General features: G+C 72.7%; 17 protein-coding genes. 6 read left to right on the plus strand and 11 right to left on the minus strand.

Features of this window, described 5'->3' with window-relative positions:
- Nucleotides 1-30 precede the first annotated feature (30 nt).
- A complete protein-coding gene (locus tag QJS33_RS11660) occupies nt 31-1209 on the plus strand; it encodes a serpin family protein (RefSeq protein ID WP_306367938.1) in 1179 nt (392 codons plus the stop codon).
- Between the two features lie 38 nt (nt 1210-1247).
- On the opposite strand, the gene QJS33_RS11665 is transcribed toward QJS33_RS11660, so the two are convergent.
- From QJS33_RS11665 to valS, 4 genes are all read right to left on the minus strand, one after another.
- On the minus strand, nt 1248-1979 hold the full coding sequence (locus QJS33_RS11665; protein WP_306367939.1) for a PIG-L deacetylase family protein: 732 nt from the start codon (nt 1977-1979) through the stop codon (nt 1248-1250).
- Nucleotides 1980-2404: 425 nt separating this feature from the next.
- Nucleotides 2405-3259, minus strand: coding sequence for a DUF3710 domain-containing protein (locus QJS33_RS11670; protein WP_306367940.1), 855 nt, complete (start codon nt 3257-3259; stop codon nt 2405-2407).
- 57 nt (nt 3260-3316) lie between these two features.
- Nucleotides 3317-3793: a dUTP diphosphatase gene (gene dut, locus QJS33_RS11675; RefSeq protein WP_306367941.1), complete on the minus strand. Its 477-nt coding sequence runs from the start codon at nt 3791-3793 to the stop codon at nt 3317-3319.
- A gap of 163 nt (nt 3794-3956) precedes the next feature.
- Nucleotides 3957-6542 (minus strand): valine--tRNA ligase, encoded by a 2586-nt coding sequence (gene valS / locus QJS33_RS11680; protein ID WP_306367942.1) that lies wholly within the window; start codon nt 6540-6542, stop codon nt 3957-3959.
- A 249-nt stretch (nt 6543-6791) separates the two neighbouring features.
- Between valS and QJS33_RS11685 the strand changes: the two genes are divergently transcribed.
- Nucleotides 6792-7070, plus strand: a complete 279-nt coding sequence (locus QJS33_RS11685) for a DUF4235 domain-containing protein (RefSeq protein WP_306367943.1) — start codon at nt 6792-6794, stop codon at nt 7068-7070.
- 155 nt (nt 7071-7225) lie between these two features.
- On the opposite strand, the gene QJS33_RS11690 is transcribed toward QJS33_RS11685, so the two are convergent.
- From QJS33_RS11690 to QJS33_RS11700, 3 genes are all read right to left on the minus strand, one after another.
- Nucleotides 7226-7522, minus strand: coding sequence for a DUF4193 domain-containing protein (locus QJS33_RS11690; RefSeq protein ID WP_220565672.1), 297 nt, complete (start codon nt 7520-7522; stop codon nt 7226-7228).
- Nucleotides 7523-8027: 505 nt separating this feature from the next.
- Entirely contained in the window at nt 8028-9245 is a 1218-nt protein-coding gene (locus QJS33_RS11695) for a cell wall metabolism sensor histidine kinase WalK (RefSeq protein ID WP_306367957.1), read from the minus strand.
- Between the two features lie 71 nt (nt 9246-9316).
- A complete protein-coding gene (locus QJS33_RS11700) occupies nt 9317-9970 on the minus strand; it encodes a response regulator transcription factor (protein WP_306367944.1) in 654 nt (217 codons plus the stop codon).
- 690 nt (nt 9971-10660) lie between these two features.
- On the opposite strand from QJS33_RS11700, the gene QJS33_RS11705 reads away from it, so the two are divergent.
- Entirely contained in the window at nt 10661-10822 is a 162-nt protein-coding gene (locus QJS33_RS11705; RefSeq protein WP_220560172.1) for a hypothetical protein, read from the plus strand.
- 97 nt (nt 10823-10919) lie between these two features.
- Here the strand turns inward: QJS33_RS11705 and QJS33_RS11710 are convergent, their stop codons facing one another.
- Nucleotides 10920-11729, minus strand: coding sequence for an inositol monophosphatase family protein (locus tag QJS33_RS11710; RefSeq protein WP_306367945.1), 810 nt, complete (start codon nt 11727-11729; stop codon nt 10920-10922).
- 332 nt (nt 11730-12061) lie between these two features.
- Here QJS33_RS11710 and QJS33_RS11715 point away from each other — a divergent pair, with 332 nt between their 5' ends.
- A complete protein-coding gene (locus QJS33_RS11715; protein ID WP_306367946.1) occupies nt 12062-12532 on the plus strand; it encodes a GNAT family N-acetyltransferase in 471 nt (156 codons plus the stop codon).
- Nucleotides 12533-12574: 42 nt separating this feature from the next.
- Here QJS33_RS11715 and QJS33_RS11720 read toward each other — a convergent pair whose 3' ends face one another.
- Both QJS33_RS11720 and QJS33_RS11725 read right to left on the minus strand, forming a co-directional pair.
- A complete protein-coding gene (locus QJS33_RS11720; RefSeq protein WP_306367947.1) occupies nt 12575-14611 on the minus strand; it encodes a S9 family peptidase in 2037 nt (678 codons plus the stop codon).
- A gap of 115 nt (nt 14612-14726) precedes the next feature.
- Entirely contained in the window at nt 14727-15758 is a 1032-nt protein-coding gene (locus QJS33_RS11725) for a ferrochelatase (protein WP_306367948.1), read from the minus strand.
- Nucleotides 15759-15903: 145 nt separating this feature from the next.
- On the opposite strand from QJS33_RS11725, the gene QJS33_RS11730 reads away from it, so the two are divergent.
- Complete coding sequence (locus QJS33_RS11730) at nt 15904-17202, plus strand: D-arabinono-1,4-lactone oxidase (protein ID WP_306367949.1); 1299 nt, start codon at nt 15904-15906, stop codon at nt 17200-17202.
- A gap of 253 nt (nt 17203-17455) precedes the next feature.
- Here QJS33_RS11730 and QJS33_RS11735 read toward each other — a convergent pair whose 3' ends face one another.
- Nucleotides 17456-18481 (minus strand): hypothetical protein, encoded by a 1026-nt coding sequence (locus tag QJS33_RS11735; RefSeq protein ID WP_306367950.1) that lies wholly within the window; start codon nt 18479-18481, stop codon nt 17456-17458.
- Nucleotides 18482-19065: 584 nt separating this feature from the next.
- On the opposite strand from QJS33_RS11735, the gene sepH reads away from it, so the two are divergent.
- Nucleotides 19066-20333: septation protein SepH (gene sepH, locus QJS33_RS11740; protein ID WP_306367951.1), on the plus strand; the 1268-nt coding region annotated here is incomplete at its 3' end.

Genomic DNA, 20333 nt, shown 5'->3' on the forward strand with positions numbered 1-20333 from the left:
GACCCGACCCCTCCCCGTGGAAGGCCCGCCATGACACCGGAACTCGACCCCGACCACCTCCGTTTCGCGCTGTCCCTGGAGGACTCCCTGGCCGAACCGGACACCTCGCACGTGTGGTCGCCGCACTCGGCGGCCGCGGCGCTGTCCCTGCTCGCCGCCGGGGCCTCGGGTGAGGTGCTCGCGGCGCTGACCCGCCTGCTGGCGGCGGACCGCGGCTCCCTGGACGGGCACGTCGCCGCGCTGGACGCGGCGGTGGCGGCCGACGCCGGCGGAACCGCACTGGGCGGTGTGGGCGGCTGGGCCCCTCCCGAGGCCGAGGAGGTCCCGCCACTGGAGCTGGCGTCGGTGAACGACCTGTACGTGCGGGCCGACCGCACGGTCCTGCCCGGGTTCGCCGCGGCGCTGGCCGAACGCCCCGCCTCCGCGGTGCACCGTGCGGACTTCGCCGCCGCCCCGGAGAAGGTGCGCGAGGAGATCAACGCCGCCGTCACCGAGGTCACCCGGGGGATGATCCCCGACCTGCTCCCGCCCGGGACCGTCACCGCCGACACCGAGTCCGTGCTGCTCAACGCGCTGTGGGTGCGGCTGGTGTGGACCTCCCCGTTCGACTCGGCGCACACCGTGGAGCAGGTGTTCCACGCCCCCGGCGGCGACCGGCCGGTACCCACCATGCGCCTGACCGACCACTTCCAGGTGGCCGAGGCCGCGGGGCTGCGCATGCTCACCCTGGCCGGGCACCACGACCTGTACCTGGACGTCCTCCTGTCGGAGGACGGCGGCACGGAGCCGCCGGTGCTGACCGAGGGGGCCCACCGGGAGCTGTGCGGGGCCCTGCGCTCGCAGCGCGTGGACGTCGCACTGCCGCGCTTTCGGGTGGAGAGCGGCTTCGAGCTGCTGCCGCTGCTGCCCGAACTCGCGGCCACGGCGGGCGGGCCCGGTGACGACCTACGCGGGATCACCGGCGACCCGCTCCAGGTGGACGCGATCATCCACCGGGCGGTGCTCAGCGTGGACGAGGTCGGCGCGGAAGGTGCCGCGGCGACCGCCGTCATGGCGGTGGCGGCCGCGATGCCGCAACGGCCCGTGGAGTTCCACGTGGACCGGCCGTTCGCGTTCGTCCTGCGCCGCGGCTCCGCCGCGCTCTTCCTGGGGCGGGTCACCGACCCCGTCGACCCCGGACCCGCACAGCCCCTGAAGCACCCCTGGTGAGCGCGGTCCGGCCCGCACGCGTGCGGGCCGGACCCGCCTCAGACGTCCAACACCTCGAAACCGGTGGCCAGCGGCACCCCCGCCCACTCCCCCGCCGCCGCGGCGGCCTGCGGCAGGAACGCCTTCTGGTCGAACCCGTCCAGGGCGGCCAGGTAGACCTGGTGGGCGTCCAGGGAGGCCACCCCGGCCGCCAGGTCGTCCTCGCTCAGCTCCACGAAGTGGGCGGCCCGCGGTGAGGCGCCGAACGCGACGAAGCGCACCCCGGACCAGGGCTCCAGCCCGCCGGCGAGCTGCTCGGTGAACACCCACCGGTTGGCGGCGTCGCGGACCGCGTCCAGCAGGGCCGGGCCCATCACCCGGTGGTCGGCGTGGTTGAACCCGCTCCCCCCGGCGAAGTGCTCGCGGAAGTTGATCGAGATGATCACCTCGGGTCGGTGCCTGCGGATCGCCTCGGCCAGGGCGCGGCGCAGCGGCAGCCCGTACTCCAGCAGGCCGTCGGGGAAGTCCAGGAACTCGACCGCGGCGGCACCCACCGCCGCCGCCGAGGCGCGCTGCTCGGCCATCCGCAGCGGGGCGCACTCCTCGGGCGCCACGGTGTCGATGCCCGCCTCCCCGCGGGTGACCATGAGCTCGACGACCTGCTTGCCCTGGCGGGTCCAGCGGGCGATCGCCGAGGAGACGCCGAATTCCAGGTCGTCGGGGTGGGCGGCCACGGCCAGGGCCCGGATCCAGTCCTCCGGCAGGGGGGCGGGTGCGCTGTCGTTCGTCATCGACCCACCTTACGGCGAAACCGCCCCGGACACGGGAACGCCCCGGCGCCGGGGCGTGGGTCGAACGGGAACACCGACGGCCCGCTGCGGGTCGTGTCCCGTCGAGTGGTGTGAGAACAACGGCTGTTCGAACAAGAACGGATCGCCGACCAGTGCGTCGTCACCCCCGGGACCAGGGGGTCGAACGAGGCCACACCACTCGGTGGGACACCATCCCGCTGCGGCGGTACCTCCCCAAGGGCACGGACCCGTCCGTCCACGGGCCGTTGGATCTCGGGCACGTCGCCCAGAAGCCGAAGCGCCGTCCACGCGGAACGCTCGGCCGGGACTCCCCGGCCGAGCGTCCGCCGGAACCCGTTCGGTTCGATCGGTGTCGCGACGCCCCCTCGAACCCGCCGGGCTCGGGGGCGGTTCCGTCATGACCGTCAGGCCTGTGCGGAGCCGTTGGGCGAGGCACCCGGGTCGCGGGGCTGCGCCCCGTTGGGCGTGGTCCCCGGCGCACTCCGCCGGGCGGCCCGGCGGGCCTGGTCCTGTTGGGCGGCGCGCGCCTGGGCGGCCTTGGCCAACTGCTCCTGGACCTGCTTGGGCACGGTGATCGGCAACAGCTCGCCGGGCGGGACGGGCTGGTCGCCGCGCACCACGACGACATCGGAGAACAGCTTCTCCGCCTCGGCCATCATCTCCGGCTTGGCGGCGCCCTCACCGCGGATCACACCGCGCAGCACCCAGCGCGGGCCGTCCACGCCGATGAACCGGACCCGCTGGGCCAGCTGGCGGCCGTCCTCGGTGGTCCGGCCGGGCACCGGGACCAGGGCCTTGAGCTCGGGGCCGAAGGTGCCGTCGTGGTCCTCGACCTTGCCGCCCTGCTTCTCGACCTGCTCGCGCAGTTCCTCGCGCATCTCGTCCCACAGGCCCGACGACTTGGGTGCGGCGAAGGGCTGCACCTGGACGGCGCTCTTGCCGCGGACCAGGGTCACGCCGATGACCTTCTGCTTGCCCTGGGCGTCCTGGGCCACGTTGACCTGGATCTCGGTGCCCTGTTCCTGGGGCACCCGGATCCCGCCCAGGTCCATGCGCTTCAGCTCGGGGGCGTCCTCGGCGGCGTCCCACGGACCGTTGGACCGGTACCGGTCGGCCTCCTTGACGGGTTCGCCGCCGGGATCCGCCGCGGCCCCGGGATGCACCTCGTTGTCGAAGGAGACGGCACCGGCCGCGCCCTCACGAGGGGCCCCGGCTCTGCCGGCCTCTTCTTTCCGCTTCTTGCGGCGGCGTCCAAACACGCCCTCACCTCTTCGTTCTCCGTTGGTCCCGGGGTCGCACCGGGTCGGGGACGTACGTCACCGCAGTGCGGCGCTGCCCCCGGTCGAACCGAAACCGCCCGCTCCGCGCACCGACTCGGGCAGGGTGTCCGCCTCGACGAACACGGCCCGTTCCACACGCTGGATCACCAACTGCGCGATCCGGTCGCCCCGGATGAGTTTCACGGGGTCCGCGGAGTCGGTGTTGAGCAGGGTCACCTTGATCTCGCCCCGGTATCCGGCGTCCACCGTGCCCGGGGCGTTGACGATCGTGAGCCCGCAGCGCGCCGCGAGACCCGACCGGGGGTGCACGAAGGCCGCGTACCCGTCCGGCAGGGCGATGGCCAGGCCGGTGGGGACGGTGGACCGCTCCCCGGGCGCGAGGACGACGTCCACGGCGGTGTACAGGTCGGCTCCCGCGTCTTGGGGATGCGCGTACTCGGGCAGGGGAAGGCCGGGGTCCAGGCGGCGGACCGTGATCGGGATCCGTCCGCCCTCCGGGGATGCGCTACTCACATTCGCCGAGCCTATCGCCCCCGGGGCGCTGCCTCGGCGTTCGACGGCGCCCCTCGGGGCCCGCGCCCCGCTTCGTCCCGCCCGTCACCCGCCGCGCCCCCGCGCGAACGCGCCGCGGCCGGGGCGGGGATCCGCTCCGGCCGCGACGGCGCAGGTCACGCGGCTAGGCGCCGGGCTCCTCGGTGGCCACGGGCAGGGTGACCTCGACGGTCAGCTCGGCGTCGTCGGTGGGCTGGAAGTCGATCCCGGCGGCCCGGCCGGCGGCGGCGATGTCGGCGGCCGCGGCCCGGGCGGCCTCGACGCGCTTGCCGGTGACCCGGACCCGCTCGACCTCGGCCCGCATGGACAGCTTGGCCTCGGACTTGGCCTTGCGGACGGCCCGCAGGACCTCGGCGGTGGCGGCCAGGACGACGGGGTCGCCGTCGGCGGCCGCGGCCCGGTACTCGGCGGCGTCCGGCCAGGACTGGGCATGCAGGGAACCCTCCTGCCACCAGCTCCAGACCTCTTCGGCCACGAAGGGGACGAAGGGGGCGAAGAGCTTGTGCAGGGCGCCCAGGGCGATGAGCAGCGCGGCGCGCGCGGACGCGCCCCCGGCCGACCCGGTGTCGTAGGCGCGGGCCTTGACCAGCTCCAGGTAGTCGTCGCAGAAGTCCCAGAAGAACCGCTCGGTGCGCTCCAGGGCCCGGGTGTGGTCGTAGGCGTTGAACGCCGCGGTGGCGTCCTCCACGACCTCGGCCAGGGAGGCGAGCATCGCGCGGTCCAGCGGCTCGGTGACGCTCGCCGGGTCGGCGACCGCACCCTCGCCCGCGACGGACATGACGAACTTGCTGGCGTTGAGGATCTTGATGGCCAGCCGGCGGCCGACCTTCATCTGTCCCTCGTCCATGGCGGTGTCGGTGCCCAGACGGCCGCTGGCCGCCCAGTACCGGACCGCGTCGGAGCTGTACTTCTCCAGCAGCGCCAACGGGGTGACGACGTTGCCCTTGGACTTGGACATCTTCTTGCGGTCCGGGTCCAGGATCCAGCCGGAGATACCGGTGGTGTGCCAGGGCAGGGTGCCGTTCTCGAAATTGGCGCGCACGACCGTGGAGAACAGCCAGGTGCGGATGATGTCCTGGCCCTGGGGGCGGAAGTCCATCGGGAAGACGCGGCGGAACAGGTCCTCGTCGCGCTCCCAGCCGGAGGCGATCTGCGGGGACAGCGACGAGGTGGCCCAGGTGTCCATCACGTCGGGGTCGCCCATGAACCCGTTCGCCCGGCCGCGCTGCTCCTCGGTGTACCCGGCGGGCGCCTCGGAGCTGGGGTCGACGGGCAGCTGCTGCTCGGTGGGCAGGATCGGCTCGTCGTAGCGCGGGTTGCCGTCGGCGTCCAGCGGGTACCAGACCGGGAAGGGGACGCCGAAGAAGCGCTGGCGGCTGATCAGCCAGTCGCCGTTGAGGCCCTCGACCCAGTTCTCGTAGCGGGCGCGCATGTGCTCGGGGTGCCAGGTGAGCTGACGGCCCCGCTCGACGAGCTGTCGGCGCAGGTCCTCGTCACGGCCGCCGTTGCGGATGTACCACTGGCGGGTGGTGACGATCTCAAGGGGCTTGTCGCCCTTCTCGTAGAACTTGACCGGGTGGGTGATGGGCTTGGGGTCGCCGACCAGGTCACCGCTCTCGCGCAGCATCTCGACGACCCGCTCGCGGGCGGTGTGGACGGTGGCGCCGACCAGGCGGTCGTAGGCCTCGCGGGCCGCGCCGGACTCCAGGCCCGCGGGCGGGTCGGCGATGATGCGCCCGTCCCAGCCGATGATGGGCCGGGTCCCCAGCTGGAGCTCACGCCACCAGGTGACGTCGGTGGTGTCGCCGAAGGTGCAGATCATGGCGATGCCGGACCCCTTCTCGGGGTCGGCGAGCCGGTGCGCCCTGACGGGGACCTCGACGCCGAAGACCGGCGTGGTGACGGTGGTGCCGAACAGGTCCCGGTACCGCTCGTCGTCGGGGTGGGCGACCAGGGCGACGCAGGCCGCGAGCAGCTCGGGGCGGGTGGTCTCGATGTGGACCGGGGTGCCGTCGGGCTTGTGGAAGGCGACCTTGTGGTAGGCGCTGGGCCGCTCGCGGTCCTCCAGCTCGGCCTGGGCGACCGCGGTGCGGAAGGTGACGTCCCACAGGGTGGGCGCCTCGGCCATGTAGGCCTCGCCGCGGGCGAGGTTGCGCAGGAAGGCACGCTGGGCGGCGGCCCGGGAGTTGTCGTCGATGGTGGCGTAGGTGTGCCGCCAGTCGACGCTGAGGCCCAGACGCCGCCAGATCGACTCGAAGACCTTCTCGTCCTCGGCCGTGAGCCGGTCGCACAGCTCGATGAAGTTGCGGCGGGAGATGGGGACCTGCCGCTTGGGGTCGGGCTTGGCCGGGGGCTCGAACTCCGGGTCGTAGGCGACCGACGGGTCGCAGCGGACGCCGTAGTAGTTCTGGACCCGGCGCTCGGTGGGAAGGCCGTTGTCGTCCCAGCCCATGGGGTAGAAGACGGCCTTGCCGTTCATCCGCTGGAAGCGCGCGACGGTGTCGGTGTGCGTGTACGAGAAGACGTGGCCGATGTGCAGCGACCCCGAGACCGTGGGCGGCGGGGTGTCGATGGAGTAGACGTCCTCGCGCTCGGCCGTGCGGTCGAAGTGGTAGACGCCGGACTCATCCCATACGTCGACCCACTTCGCCTCGATACCGTCCAGCGAAGGCTTGTCGGGCATGCGGAAGGAATGAGAGCGGTTGGTCATGGGGCAATGGTAGTGCGCTCCGGAGCGTGATCGCTCCTGGATTCTCGGCACGGTACGCACCGATGTGCCACGCCCCGGAACGATCCGCCGGACACTCCCCGGCCGGCTCCCCCCGGAGCGCCCGACCCGCGCCCGGGGTGCTCCGCCGACGAGGGGGTGCGCGCGTGAAAGGATCGTTCCGGTAGACCATGGGGTGACGGGCGGTCCGCCGCCCGTGCCCGTGCACTCGACAAGAACGGTGAACGATTCATGGCTAAGAAGGACGGCGGTGAGGTCGCCCCGGTCCTGTTGGGCTTCGTGGCCGGGTTCGCGGCCGAGTTCGTCATGCGCAAGGCGCTGACCTTCGCGTGGACCCGTGCGACCGGCGAGGAGCCGCCCACGGACCTGGAATCCCCTGACGTGAGCCTGGGCCGCGCCCTGGGCTGGGCCGTCGTCGCCGGTGTCGGCGTCGAGGTGGCCCGGGTCCTGGCCGTGCGCACCGCCCGCAAGGGCCTGCACCGGACGGCTCCCGAAGCGCTGGAGGCCTGACCCCCGGAAACGACGACGGTGGGCGGCCCACCGCACTGATCCGTGCGGTCGGCCGTCCACCGTCGTCGGTTTCGCTCCCCGTGCGTGCGCGTCCCGTCAAGGGGGGGCGCACCGGACGCCCCGGAACGGGGCGATGCCTCGACCGTCCCGGCCGGTCAGGCGCATTCCTTGCAGACCAGCTGTCCGGCCCGCTGCTCGGCGAGCTGGCTGCGGTGGTGCACCAGGAAGCAGCGCGAGCAGGTGAACTCGTCGGCCTGACGCGGCAGCACCCGAACGGCGAGCTCCTCGCCCGACAGGTCGGCACCGGGCAGTTCCATGCCCTCCGCGACCTCGTCGGGGTCGATGTCGATCGTGCCGGTGCCCTTGTCCACGCGCCGAGCCTGCAGTTCCTGAAGGCTGTCCTCGTTGATGTCCTCGTCAGTCTTGCGCGGGCTGTCGTAGTCGGTGGCCATCTCTGCTAACTCCATCCCCCTCGTTCAGTGCCTCGTCGCGCGGGTAGTAACGCTTGAGAGACCTCGGTTGTGCCCGGTTCGGCCGATGAGTTTTCCCGATTACCGGTGAACCGTGCCCCCTCCCGGGCCACCGCTCACAGGTCGGCAGCACTTTTTGCGGGACCGTGTCCGAAGGCGGCCAGAAGAGTCGCCGCTTTCGACCCGGTTTCCCCTGGAGTACTACCCGGCATCGGGTGTCCCGTAGACCTGGAAAAGCCGTTCCGCCCACCCCGGACAAAGCGCGGATCACTCCCTCACCGCGGGCGAAAACCGAAGACATGCCCACGTCAGGAGGGATTCCCTCCGTGTCCACGCCCGAGGCAGCATACCCACCCGAGGTCGGCGCACGTGACCCGGATGGGCGTGTCTTCGGACACGTATAGATACCACGAAGCGTGGCGTGACGCAGCTTGGGCCCTATTACCTGGCCCCAGGCGATATGTTCGGCGGGTCGAAAGGGCCCGGTTCAGCGCCGTTCGGGCGTCTCGCCTGATGGGACGGGAAGGCAGACGGTGATCACCAATCCGCCACCCGAACGTGGCCATGCGGTGACCACGCCTTCGTGGGCGCGCACCACCGAGCGGACGATGGACAGGCCCAGCCCGGCGCTGCGGCCCGAGCCCACCCGGTCGCCCGATCCGCGGCGGAAGGGCTCGAAGAGGCCCTCGATCTCGTAGGCGGGGATCACCTTGCCGGAGTTCTCCACCTGGACGGCCGGCAGGCCCTCGTACAGGCCGCTGCGGACGGTGATCTCCCCGTCGGGGACGTTGTACTTGAGGGCGTTCTCCACCAGGTTGGCGACCAGCCGCTCCAGCAGGACCGGGTCGCCGACGACCACGGCCGGGCGCAGGTCCTGGCGCAGTCCCAGCTTGGAGTCGGTGATCTCCGAGGCGAACTGGCTGAGCACCGTGCCGGCCACCTCCCCCAGGTCGACGCGGGCGCGCACCTCCAGCTCCCGGTCGCTCTTGGCGAGGAAGAGCAGGCCGTCGATGAGGCGCTCGTGGCGGGCGTTGGTCTCCAGCAGGGTCCTGCCGACGGACTTCAGGTCCGAGGAGACGTCCGGGGCGCTGAGCGCCACCTCCAGCAGGGTGCGGTTGATCGCCAGGGGCGTGCGCAGCTCGTGGGAGGCGTTGGCGACGAACCGGCGCTGGCCGTCGAAGGCGCGGTCCAGGCGCTCCAGCATGCCGTCGAAGGTGTCGGCCAGCTCGCGGATCTCGTCGTCGGGGCCGGACAGGGCGATGCGCTCGTGCAGGTCGCGTTCGGAGAGCCGGCGCGCGATGCGGGTGATCTTCTGTAGGGGGGACAGGGCCCGGCCCGCGACCGCGTACCCCAGGGCCACCGCGAGCAGCCCCACCAGGAACAGCGCGAGCAGCGAGAACCGGGTGACGTGGGTGAGGACCTCCTCGATGAGGTACCCGTGCGCCGCCAGTTCGGCCGCGCTGTCCTCGCTGAGCAGGGCGTTGAGCAGCACCGCGACGATCAGGTAGTTGACCAGGACCAGCACCGAGCCCGCGGCGAAGAACAGCATCCCGTAGATGAGGGTGAGCCGGGCGCGCAGGCTGAGGTTGTCGGCGAACCGGTGGACCCGCTCGGAGGCGGCCGAGCGCTCGGCCCCCGAACGGACCGGGGCGGCCGCGCCCAGGCGGCGCCAGGTGCCGGTGTCCCCCGGGCGGGTGGGTTCCACTCCGCCGTTGTGGGCCGTGTCCGCGGGCCGTGCCCGCCCGGTGGACCGCTCGCCGTCCGGGTCGGGCGGTGTCACAGCCGGTATCCCGCGCCGGGCACGGTCTGGATGACGGGTGGTGCGCCGAGTTTCTTGCGCAGGGTCATGACGGTGACCCGCACGACGTTGGTGAAGGGGTCGGCGTTCTCGTCCCAGGCCTTCTCCAGCAGGCCCTCGGCGCTGACCACGGTCCCCTGGGCGCGCATGAGGACCTGGAGCACCGCGAACTCCTTGGGCGTCAGGGCGATCTCCCGCCCCTCCCGGTGGACCCGGTGGTTGGCCGGGTCCAGGGTGATGCCGTGCCGCTCCAGGACCGGGGGCAGCGGCGGGGTGGAGCGCCGGGCCAGCGCCTGCACGCGGGCCACCAGCTCGGGGAAGTGGAAGGGCTTGGCCAGGTAGTCGTCGGCGCCCAGGCGCAGGCCCTCGACCTTGGCCTGGACGGTGTCGGAGGCGGTGAGCATCAGGATGCGCCCGTTGTAGCTCTCGCCCACCAGGGTGCGGGCGACCTCGTCGCCGTGGGTACCGGGCAGGTCGCGGTCCAGCACGACCACGTCGTAGTCGTTGACCGCGGCGTGTTCCAGGGCGGTGTCGCCGTCATAGACCACGTCCACGGCCATGGCCTCACGACGCAGTCCCACCGCGACGGCGTCGGCCAGGACGCGTTCGTCTTCGACCACGAGTACACGCACGTCAAGTCCTCTTCGGTACCTGGGAAAAAGGGGCCGCTGCCGGCGCATCCCCCAACACACCGGCAGCGGCGTTCTCGGTCCCGGCCGCGTCAACCGTTCTCTCACGGCGGGGGTAAGGAGACGGTAAACCCGCCGCGCCGTCGGCGCGAACCGGACCTCGTCCTCACCCCGCGCCGGGGACGGGCGCTGGGCCGGGAGTCTCACGACCCCCTTGTGCGCGGGGCGTCGCCGTCGGCGAATCCCCCAACCGCCGACGGCGACGTAACCCCGCACATCTCGAATCTGACACATCAAGAATAAGAAACAAGTAAGCACCGGGCTTTACCCGCAGATGTGTCATGGGACACGTTCCGCGAACGGGCGGGCGAGCGGTCCGCACCCGCGCGGCGGCCGTCGCGGCGCGGTCGGCGCCACCCCCGCCCACAGGGGCTTTTCCATCCTACGGAAAGGATCCGCGATCGCGGTGCGGATCACGGAAACATCACTCACCGGGGCCGGTGGTTTGACATGGGTCACAGTGCGGTAGACGTAAGTGGCACGCGCGGAACCCGACCGGAAAGGGCGGACCGCGACGTGCTCGCATGTCACAGGGACGTGACCACACCGCATTGCGCACGCACGGCAACGTGCGCGACACCTAATGCGACCGGAGCGCGGGAGTTCTCCGGTCCTACCCCTGGAAGAGGTGCAATGGGCGAGTTCTTCGCGGAGATCAAGGTCCGTATCAACGAGACCCGCGGTGCGCTCCAGTCGGCGCAGGCCGTCGGCGACGAGTTCCTCATCGACACCCACACGTCGGAACTTGAGGACCTGTACCGCATCGCCGCTCGCAACGGCATCGACTGCGCCTGAGCCGACGCCCGGATCCCCGGGACCGGGACGCGGCCCATCGGGTCGACGGGGGCGCGGTGGAACGGGTGTTCCGCCGCGCCCCCACGCGCGCCCGCCGTCAGTCGCGGTCGGCGCCCAGCGGCGCCAGCAGGGCGTCCAGAGCGTCGTACAGCTCCGGCCGGGCCGCGATGACCAGGTCGTTGGCGGGCGGGCCGCCGTGCAGGCCGCCCACCCGGATGCCCGCCTCCGAGGCGATCAAGCCGGGCGCGGCCCAGTCCCACGCGTTCAGCCCGCGCTCGTAGAACGCGTTGGACCGGCCCGCCGCCAGCCCGGTGAGGTCCACGGCGGCCGAGCCGCCGCGGCGGATGTCGCGGATGTGCGGGAGGACCTCCACCAGCACGCGCGCCTGCTGCACGCGGCGTTCGGCGAAGTAGCCGAAGCCGGTGGCCACCAGCGCCTGTGCCAGCGGCACCGCCGGCGGGGCCTGGAGGGGTTCGCCGTTGCACCGGGAGCCCCCGCCCAGCACGGCCTCGTACAGCTCGCCGCGCCGCGGGACGCTCACCGCCGCCGCGACCACCACGCCGTCGACCTCGGCGGCGATGGCCACGCCCCAGTCCGGTTGTCCGTACAGGTAGTTGACGGTGCCGTCGATGGGGTCGACCACCCAGCGCACTCCGCCGTCGCCGCCCGCCTCGCCTCCCTCCTCGCCCAGGATCGTGTCGTCGGGGCGGACCGCCAGCAACCGGGAGCGGATGAGCTCCTCGGTGGCCCGGTCCATCTTGGTGACGACGTCGGTGGGGCTCGACTTGGTGTCGAGCACGGTGACGCCCGCCTGCCCCTCGGCCGCGAGCTCACCCGCCTCGGTCGCCACCCGCACGGCCAGGTCGCGCAGGGCCCGCGGGTCGGGTGTGGTGTGGATGCCGGTCACTGCTCCGCTTTCCGCATTCGGGTGTGGGGTCGGTCCGCACTCTACGCCGCCCGGGTGAACTCCGGCGGGGACGGTGACGCCGAATCCGGGAAGGCTCCGGAATTCACCGTGTTCCCGCGCCTCGCGGACCCGGCGGCGCCCGGTTCTTCGACTCCGCCGTTCCGGTGTTCCAGGTCACACCGGGTTCGGAAAAGACCGCGGGCCGGCCCTCGTGGACACGTGGATTCCCGATTCCCCGGTCCGGGGAGAGGTCCGCGGAAAACCGTTTGCGCCGATACCGCCGGTGTCGGTAGGACGGTGCGCGGCCGCGATGTTCCGACCGGAGGGATCCCATGGCGTACGACGTTCGGACGGGCGGCGGTGTGGTGCTGCGACGGGCGGAGGCGGCCGACGCGGAGGCCATGGCGGAGGTGTGGCTGCGCTCCTTCGCGGCGGCCCTGCCCACGGTAAGGCGCGCGCACGACGACGAAGCGGTCCGGTCCTGGTTCGCGCACGTGGTGGTACCGGAACGGGAGTCCTGGGTCTGCACCGCGGACCACCGGGTCGTGGGGCTGCTGGTCCTGGACGGCGACACGCTGGACCAGCTCTACCTGGACCCCGAGTGGCGGGGCCGTGGCCTGGGCGACCGCCTGGTGCGCCTGGCCCTGCGGCGCCGTCCCCAGGGCCTGGAGCTGTGGACGTTCCAGGTCAACACGGCCGCGCGGCGCTTCTACGAACGGCACGGCTTCACGGCCGTGGAGGAGACCGACGGGTCGCGCAACGAGGAGCGCGAACCCGATGTGCGGTACGTCCGGCGTCCCTGAGGGGCCCGGGCGGCCGGGGTGGACCGACCGCCCGGGAACCGGTCAGAGGTGTTCGGGTCTGGCCCATTCCTTGCCGTGGACGTGGTGGTCCAGGAACGCGAAGACCGTCTCGTACCAGACCTGCGCGTTGCCCGGCGTGAGGATCCAGTGGTTCTCGTCCGGGAAGTACAGGAACTTGGACTCCACCCCGTACAGCTGTAGGTCGCGCCACAGGCGCAGCCCCTCGCCGATGGGAACGCGGTAGTCCTTGTCCCCGTGGATCACCAGCATCGGCGTGGTGATGTTCGGGGCGTGCAGGTGCGGCGAGTTGAGCAGGTACCGCTCCGGCCGCTCCAGCGGGGTACCGAACTCGTGCTCCCACACCGGCGGGTAGTCGGTGGTGGCGTTGAACCCGTCCAGGCCCCACAGGGAGGCGTGGGAGACGATGGCCTTGAAGCGGTCGGTGTGCCCCGCGATCCAGTTGGCCATGTAGCCGCCGAAGGAGCCGCCCATCATGGCGGTGTGCTCGGCGTCGATGTCCTCGCGGGCCTCGGCCGCATCGGTGATCGCCATCACGTCCGCGAACACGCGCGGCCCCCACTTGCCCCAGGCGCGGCGCAGCATGTCCTGTCCGTAGCCGGTGGACAGGGCCGGGTCCGGGAGCAGGACGGCGTAGCCGCGGGCCGCGAGGATCCACGGGTTCCACCGCCACGACCAGCCGTTGAAGCTCATGTACGGGCCGCCGTGCACCCACAGCACCAGCGGGGCCGGGGCGTCGGCGGACGCCTCCTCGGGCAGGACCAGCCAGGAGCGGATCCGGGTGCCGTCGTCGGCGGTGGTCTCGACCTCGGTGAGGGTGCCCGGCACGGTGAGTTCCGAGCCGGGGGTGTTCAGGTACACGGGCTCGCCGTCGGCGGCGGCGGCGTCCAGGCGCACCGGCGCGGGCGGGGCGTCCCAGGCGTCGCGCAGCGCGTACACGTACCGGCCGTCCGGGGACGGGTTGAGCTCGCTGTAGGCGCCGTGGTCGCCGGTGATGCGGACGACCGCGCCCGAGGACGGGTCGGCGCGGAAGACCGGGCGGCGACCGTTCTCGTCGGCGACGATGAAGAGCGCCGTGGAGTCGGCGGACCAGGCCAGGCCGCGCGCCCACAGTTCCAGTCCCGGGTGGACCGGGGAGGTCTCACCGGTCTCGCGGTCGAGCACGCGCAACTCGAAGTCGCGGGGCTCGCCGTGGTAGTCGCCCTCGAAGCCGCGGGTGTAGGCGACGAGGCGGCCGTCCGGGGAGACCAGCGGGGAGCTCAGGTCGTACCCCTCCTCGGTGAGGAGGGTGGTGCGCTCGCCGGTGGCGGTGTCGACGGCGACGAGGTCGCTGCGGTGTCCGCCCCCGCCGGTGGGCACGTCCCAGGTGGTGATGAGGACGGTGCCGTCCGGTGTGAGGGAGCCCTGGGCCTGGAGCAGGGCCTTGCCCGCGTCGGGGGTGAGGTCGCGGGCCTCGCCCAGGCGGGCCTCGCCGTCGGCGGGCGGCTCCGCGACGAAGAAGCGCGGATGGTCCGGGCCGATGTCGCCGTCCCAGTAGCGGACCGGGAGCGACTCGTGCAGGATCGCGCTGACACCCGCCTCCGAGCGGGCCCTGCGCGCCTCGGCGTCGTCCTCCTCGTTCTGGCTGGCGGGCAGGGTCGCGGAGGTGAAGGCGACCAGGCCGCTGTCGCGGGCGACGGTGAAGGAGCCGACGCCGCCGGGCCGGGAGGCGACCTGTCGGGCCTCTCCGCCCTCGGCGGGCAGCAGCCACAGGGAGGACGTGGGCTTCTCCTCCGGCTTGGCGTCGGGGTCGGGGCGGGCGCTGGTGAACAGGACCGAGCCGTCGGGCAGGAAACCCGCGCTGCTCTCGCCCTTGGCACCGCGGGTGAGGCGGCGCGGGGCGGCCCCGCCCTCGGATCCGGGTCGGACGTCGATCTCCCACAGGGCGCTGTGGAAGGTCTTGGCATCGTGTGCGATGCCGCTGACGGGCGCGACCAGACGGGTTCCGTCGGGGGACAGCCGCAGCCCGTCGACCCGCTTCAGGCGGACGTATTCCGGCAGTTCGTACCAGGAACGGACCAAGGTGATGACTCCTGAGAGGGTGGTTGGGATCTTCGCAGAACCCTATCCCCTCATCCCCTCACAGTGTCAGCGGTGTTTACCGAGGGGTCCCGTGCGACGTCCGGGACCCCTGGGGTCAGTCGCGGCAGTGGCACCCGGCGCAGCGGGGCACAGCGGACAGGCGCTGTGGACCGCGCCCTTCGGTGTACTCCTCGGTGTACTCGCGGACCAGGTCGGCGACCATCGCGACGAACGCCGGGTGGGTGCCGGGGCTGAGCGCGCGCTCGTACCCGATGCCCAGCTTCTCGGCGGTCTGCCGGGCCTCCACGTCGAGGTCGAACTTGACCTCCATGTGGTCGGAGACGAACCCGTGCGGGACGACGACGACGGCGGGCACGCCCTCCCGGGCGAGCTCCTCCATGCGGTCGTTGACGTCGGGCTCCAGCCAGGGCTGGGAGGGGGGGCCGCTGCGGCTCTGGTAGACGACCTCGAAGGGGTACTCGCGGTCGAGGCGGTCCACGACCAGGCGGGCCACCTCCGCGAGTTGGGAGCCGTAGGCGCCCTCGGGGCCGAAGCCCAGCTCGGGGCCCCCGCTCTCCTCGGCCATCTTCGTGGGGATGGAGTGCGCGGAGAACAGCAGGTGCGCGCCCTCGCGCTGTCGCGCGGGCAGCGCGTCCAGGGCGGCGCGGGTGTGCTCGACCAGCGGCTCGACGAACCCGGGGTGGTCGTAGAAGGGACGGATGAGGTCGACCTCGGGTGCGCCCTCGCCCAGGGCGGCGCGGGCGCGGTCGATGTCCTCCAGGTAGGCGGTGCGGCTCGACCAGTTGCAGTAGGCGGAGGTGGGCAGCGCCAGCACGCGCCGCACCCCGTCCCTCCTCATCTGGTCCAGGGTGTCGGAGAGCATCGGCGCCCAGAACCGGTTGCCCCAGTAGATCGGCAGGTCGATGCCGTCGGCGGCGAACTTCTCGGTGACGGCGGCGAGAAGGTCGCGGCACTGCTGGTTGATCGGGCTCACCCCTCCGAAGAGGAAGTAGTGCTCACCGACCTCCGCGAGCCGCTCACGTGGGATGTTGCGTCCGCGTGTGACGTTCTCCAGGAACGGGATGACCTCGTCCTCGCCCTCCGGGCCGCCGAAGGAGATCAGCAGAAACGCGTCGTAAGGCCTCATGCACTTCATGAAACCAGCTCCTCCGGGCACCTGGGCCGCACCCCCCGGTCAGCGGGCCTGTGGTGTCGGACTCCCCCGACCGGGGCCTTCCGGTCCGCACACTCCCCCTGGCCAGACAAGTGACCGGCGAGTAATGTCCCCTGGCATGACAGATGTGTTGTGGCACACATGGGCGGACACCTACCAGGCCCGCCCCAAGCGGACCGCCTCCCCCAACGGCGCCGCCGAGGTCGCGGCGGCCGTGACCTCCGCCGCGGCGGACGGACTGCGGGTCCGTATGGTCGGGTCGGGGCACTCCTTCACCGACGTGGCCGTCACCGACGGGCTCCTGCTCTCCCCCACCTCGCTGACGGGGGTGCGCTCGGTCGATCCGGCGGCGGGCACCGCAACGGTCGAGGCCGGGCTGCCCCTGTGCGATTTCAACGACGCGCTGGCGGCGCACGGGGTGGCGCTGGCCAACATGGGCGACATCGCGGTCCAAACGGTGGCCGGAGCGGTGCAGACCGGCACGCACGGCACCGGCCGGGACGCGGGCGGGCTGGCGAGCCAGGTGGTCGGCCTGGAGATCGTGCTCGCCGACGGCTCCGTGGTGGAGTGCTCGGCGGAGCGGGAACCGGAGCTGTTCCACGCCGCCCGGGTGGGTCTGGGCGCGTTCGGCGTGGTGACGGCGTTGACGATGGCGGTGCGCCCGGCGTTCCTGCTGCACGCGCGGGAGGAGCCGATGCCGCTGGAGGAGGTGCTGGAGCGGCTGCCGGAGCTGCGGGCCGACAACGACCACTTCGAGTTCTACTGGTTCCCCCACACCGGCAACACCAACACCAAGCGCAACAACATCACCGACGGTCCGGCGCAGCCGCTGTCGCGGTTCAAGGAGTGGCTGGACGACGACTTCCTGTCCAACACCCTGTTCGAGGGCCTCAACCGGGTGTGCCGCCGCTTCCCCGGCACGGTCCCGGCGGTGAACCGGGTCAGCTCGCGGGCGCTGTCCGCGCGCTCCTACACCGACGTGTCCCACAAGGTGTTCACGTCCGTGCGGGACGTGCGGTTCGTGGAGATGGAGTACGCGATCCCGGCCGAGCACCTGGTGGACGTGCTGCGCGAGGCGCGCCGGATCGTGGACGCGGGCGACCACCGGGTGAGCTTCCCGGTGGAGGTGCGGTTCGCCCCGGCCGACGACGTATGGCTGTCGACGGCCTACGGGCGCGACAGCGCCTATGTGGCGGTGCACATGTACAAGGGGACGCCGTACGAGGCGTACTTCGCCGACCTGGAGGCGGTGTTCACCTCGGTGGGCGGTCGGCCGCACTGGGGCAAGATGCACACCCGCGACCGCTCCTACCTGGAGACGGTGTACCCGCGCCTGGGCGATGCCCTGGCGGTGCGCGACCGGGTGGACCCGCAGCGGCGGTTCGGCAACGACTACCTGGACCGCGTCTTCGGCTGAGCGGACGCGGCCCGGACCGGTCCCGGGTACGGAGAACGGGCCCCGCCGCGGCCCCCGGGTTCCGGTGGTGGTCGCAACGCCCTGGCGTTCAGGGAGGTTGCGACCACCATGCCGTCCACCGAGCGGGAACCCGCCCGTCTCCGGGAACGCTTCCTGGAACCGATGGCCGGGACCGGGAACGTCACCGAGACGGCCCGGGAACCCGGCGACGGCCCCGGCACCGCCTTCGGCCGGGCCCGTCGTAGTGCGCGGGTCAGCCCGCGGGGACTTCGGGGAGGGCGTCCCCGCTCCCTTCCGAGCCGGTGCCGCCCGCGCCCCCCTGGTCCTCGGTACCGCCGGAATCCGAGCCGCCGTCCCCGGTGCCGGGGTCGGTCTGCCCGTCGCCGGGGTCGGTGGTGTCGTCGTCGCCGGGGGTGGTCGGGTCGGTCTGCCCGTCGCCGTCCCCCGGCGGCTGCTCGGTGGCCGGGGCGGTGGGCTCGGGTTCGGAGGGCTCGTCCGTGGGGTCCGGGGACCCCTGTCCGGCGCCGTCCTCCTCCTGCCGGCCCCGGTCGCCCCCGTCGGCGGGGATGTCGTCGGTCCCGCCGTCCTCCCGGGCCGGGGGCGCGGAGCTGCCGCCGAGCAGAGTGGGCGAGGTGTGCTCGTCCTGCCCCTGCGTCCACGCGGTCAGCGAGCGGCCGGTGAACAGCTCGAACAGCAGGATGACGAGCATCACCAGGCCGAACACGACGGCGGCGGGCACCGCGTAGGCGCGCCATCCGCGCCGGTCCGGCTCCTGCTCCGGTCCGCCGTAGGGGGTCACCGGCTCCTCGGGGCCGTCGGGGACGGCGGGCATGCGCACCGTGGCGTCCGCCCGCGGCACGGGCAGGGCCATGGTGCGGGTGGCGTCGGGTTCCTCCGGCAGGCCCGGGATCGGCCCGGTCGGCGGCACCCCCGGCACCGGGCCGGTGCCCGGCGGGTCCAGGGGGTGGGTGCCGGTGCGGTGAGAACCTGTTCCCGCGGGCTCGGTGTGGCCGACGGCCTTCTCGGCGAACTGCCGCGCCTGGTCGCCGCCGCGGGAGAACCAGTGCTGGAGGAAGGGGCTGGCCACCGTGCTCAGGGTGGCCATGACGGCCGCCCCGACGATCGTCCCGTAGACGTTGAGGTAGGAGGCGGCGGTGGCGGCGGCGAGGGTCGCCACGCCCGCTCCGACGACCTGGGACACGCTCAGGTCGATGCGCTTCTTCCCGGTGTCCTCACCTTCTTCCGTGTCCCGCTCCCCACGGTGTTCGGTCCGCCCCATGCGGCCGCCCCCCTTCGTGCTCCGTCCCGTCCGGAGGACGCGCGAGAGGGCGCGTCGGACTCCGGGATGGGCGTGTGTCGGTCATGTGGCCCCAGACGCCCCAAAGTTCACGTACGACTCATGTACGGATAACTCAGGCTAAGGGCGACAGGGTTCCGATAACGCCATCAATGAAGATGCATCACTCTCTGGCCGCCATCGGCGTGTCGAGTTGCGCCCGAGAGAATCCCCCTACTCGATGAAGCGACCGAGATCGGAGTTTTTCCCAGGCCTGGGGCGATTCGGGGGGCGCGGGATACCATCACGGCGGAGCCTTCGCACGGGAACCGCGACATTCGCCCGTGACAGCTCCCGGTCGTGGCAGGGTCAGCGTGCCAAGATTGGCGAAGGAAGCGGCCGTGAGGACCCCGGGGACGGCCCGGGGCGCTCCCACCGCGGCGAGGTGTGCCGCGGACCGGGAGGCGGGCACACATGTTCGGGCGCGCCGGGCGCGGTAGTGGCCGAACCGTTGTCGGCCGACCAGACTTGGAGAACGCGGGGTCGGTCCCAGGACCTGTCCTCGACGGGACGCGAAAGGGAGGGCGATGCACGAGCTTCGCCTCGTGGCCGTGAGTGAGGACGGCACCTATCTGGTGCTGGCCAGCACCGGCCGTGGAACCCGTTTCATGCTCCCGGTCGATGACCGCCTCCGCGCCGCAGTACGCGGCCAGTTCTCCCGGCTCGGCCAGTACGAGATCGAAGTGGAGAATCCGTTGCGCCCCAAGGAAATCCAGGCCCGCATTCGGTCCGGCGAGACCGCGGAGGCCATCTCCGAGATCTCCGGCATCCCCATCGAACGGGTCCGCTGGTTCGAGGGCCCGGTCCTCCAGGAACGGGAGTACATCGCGCAGCAGGCCCAGCGCGCCGCGGTGCGCATCGCCGGCGAGGCCGCACCCGCGGGGAACCTGGAGGAGTTGGTCACCCGCCGGATCGGGGCCCACCAGCTGGAGACCGGCGACGCGGTGTGGGACTCCTGGAAACGCGAGGACCGCACCTGGCAGCTCAAGCTCGTCTTCCTGGACGGCGGCCAGGAGCGCGTCGCCCACTGGCTGTACGAGCCCAGACACAACACCGTCACCCCCGCCGACGAGGAGGCCGCCCGGTTCTCCTCGCCGGACCCCGCCCCCTCCCCCACCGCGAACGTGACCCCTTTCGCCCCCCGGCGCGCCGAGACCGAGGCACCGCGCCCCTCCACGCGGCCCGCCCCCGAGCGGGTCGGCGGGCTGCGGCGTGCCGACGGCCCGCTGGACGACCCGCTGCGGCCGTCCGTGCCGCGCGGCGAGGAGGACGGACCGGCCCCGCGGACCGGCGACCGGCGCGAGGAGCAGGCGCACCGATGGGCCGAGGAGCCGCGCGGGTACCGCGGGCACGACGCCCCGGCCGCGCGGCCGCAGCGGCCCGCCCACCGGGAGGCCGAGCGGTTCGAGCGTGCCCCGGAACGCGACGAGCGGCCCGCCCCCCAGGGGGCCGAACGCAGCGAGCGGTCCCCGGAGCACGACGAGCGGCCCGCCGTCCAAGAGGCCGAGCGGTTCGAGCGCGTCCCGGAACGCGACGAGCGGCCCGCCCACCAGGAGGACCACGGGGAAACCGGCCGCCGGGACGAACACGGGGAGCGCACCCCTCCCCGGCGCGGGGAGGCCGCGGAGCACGACCGCGAGGAGTACGTCGAGCCGGGCCGCCGGGACACCGGACCCGCCCGACCGGCGCCCCCGGTGTTCGAGGAGGAGGCCGAGCGGTACGGCGGCCCGGCCGTCGAACCCGTCGCCCGCCCGGAGCCGCCCCGTCCCGAGCCGCGCCCGGCCGAGCGGCCGGC

The organism is Nocardiopsis sp. CC223A, from assembly GCF_030766825.1.
Taxonomy (GTDB): Bacteria; Actinomycetota; Actinomycetes; order Streptosporangiales; family Streptosporangiaceae; genus Nocardiopsis.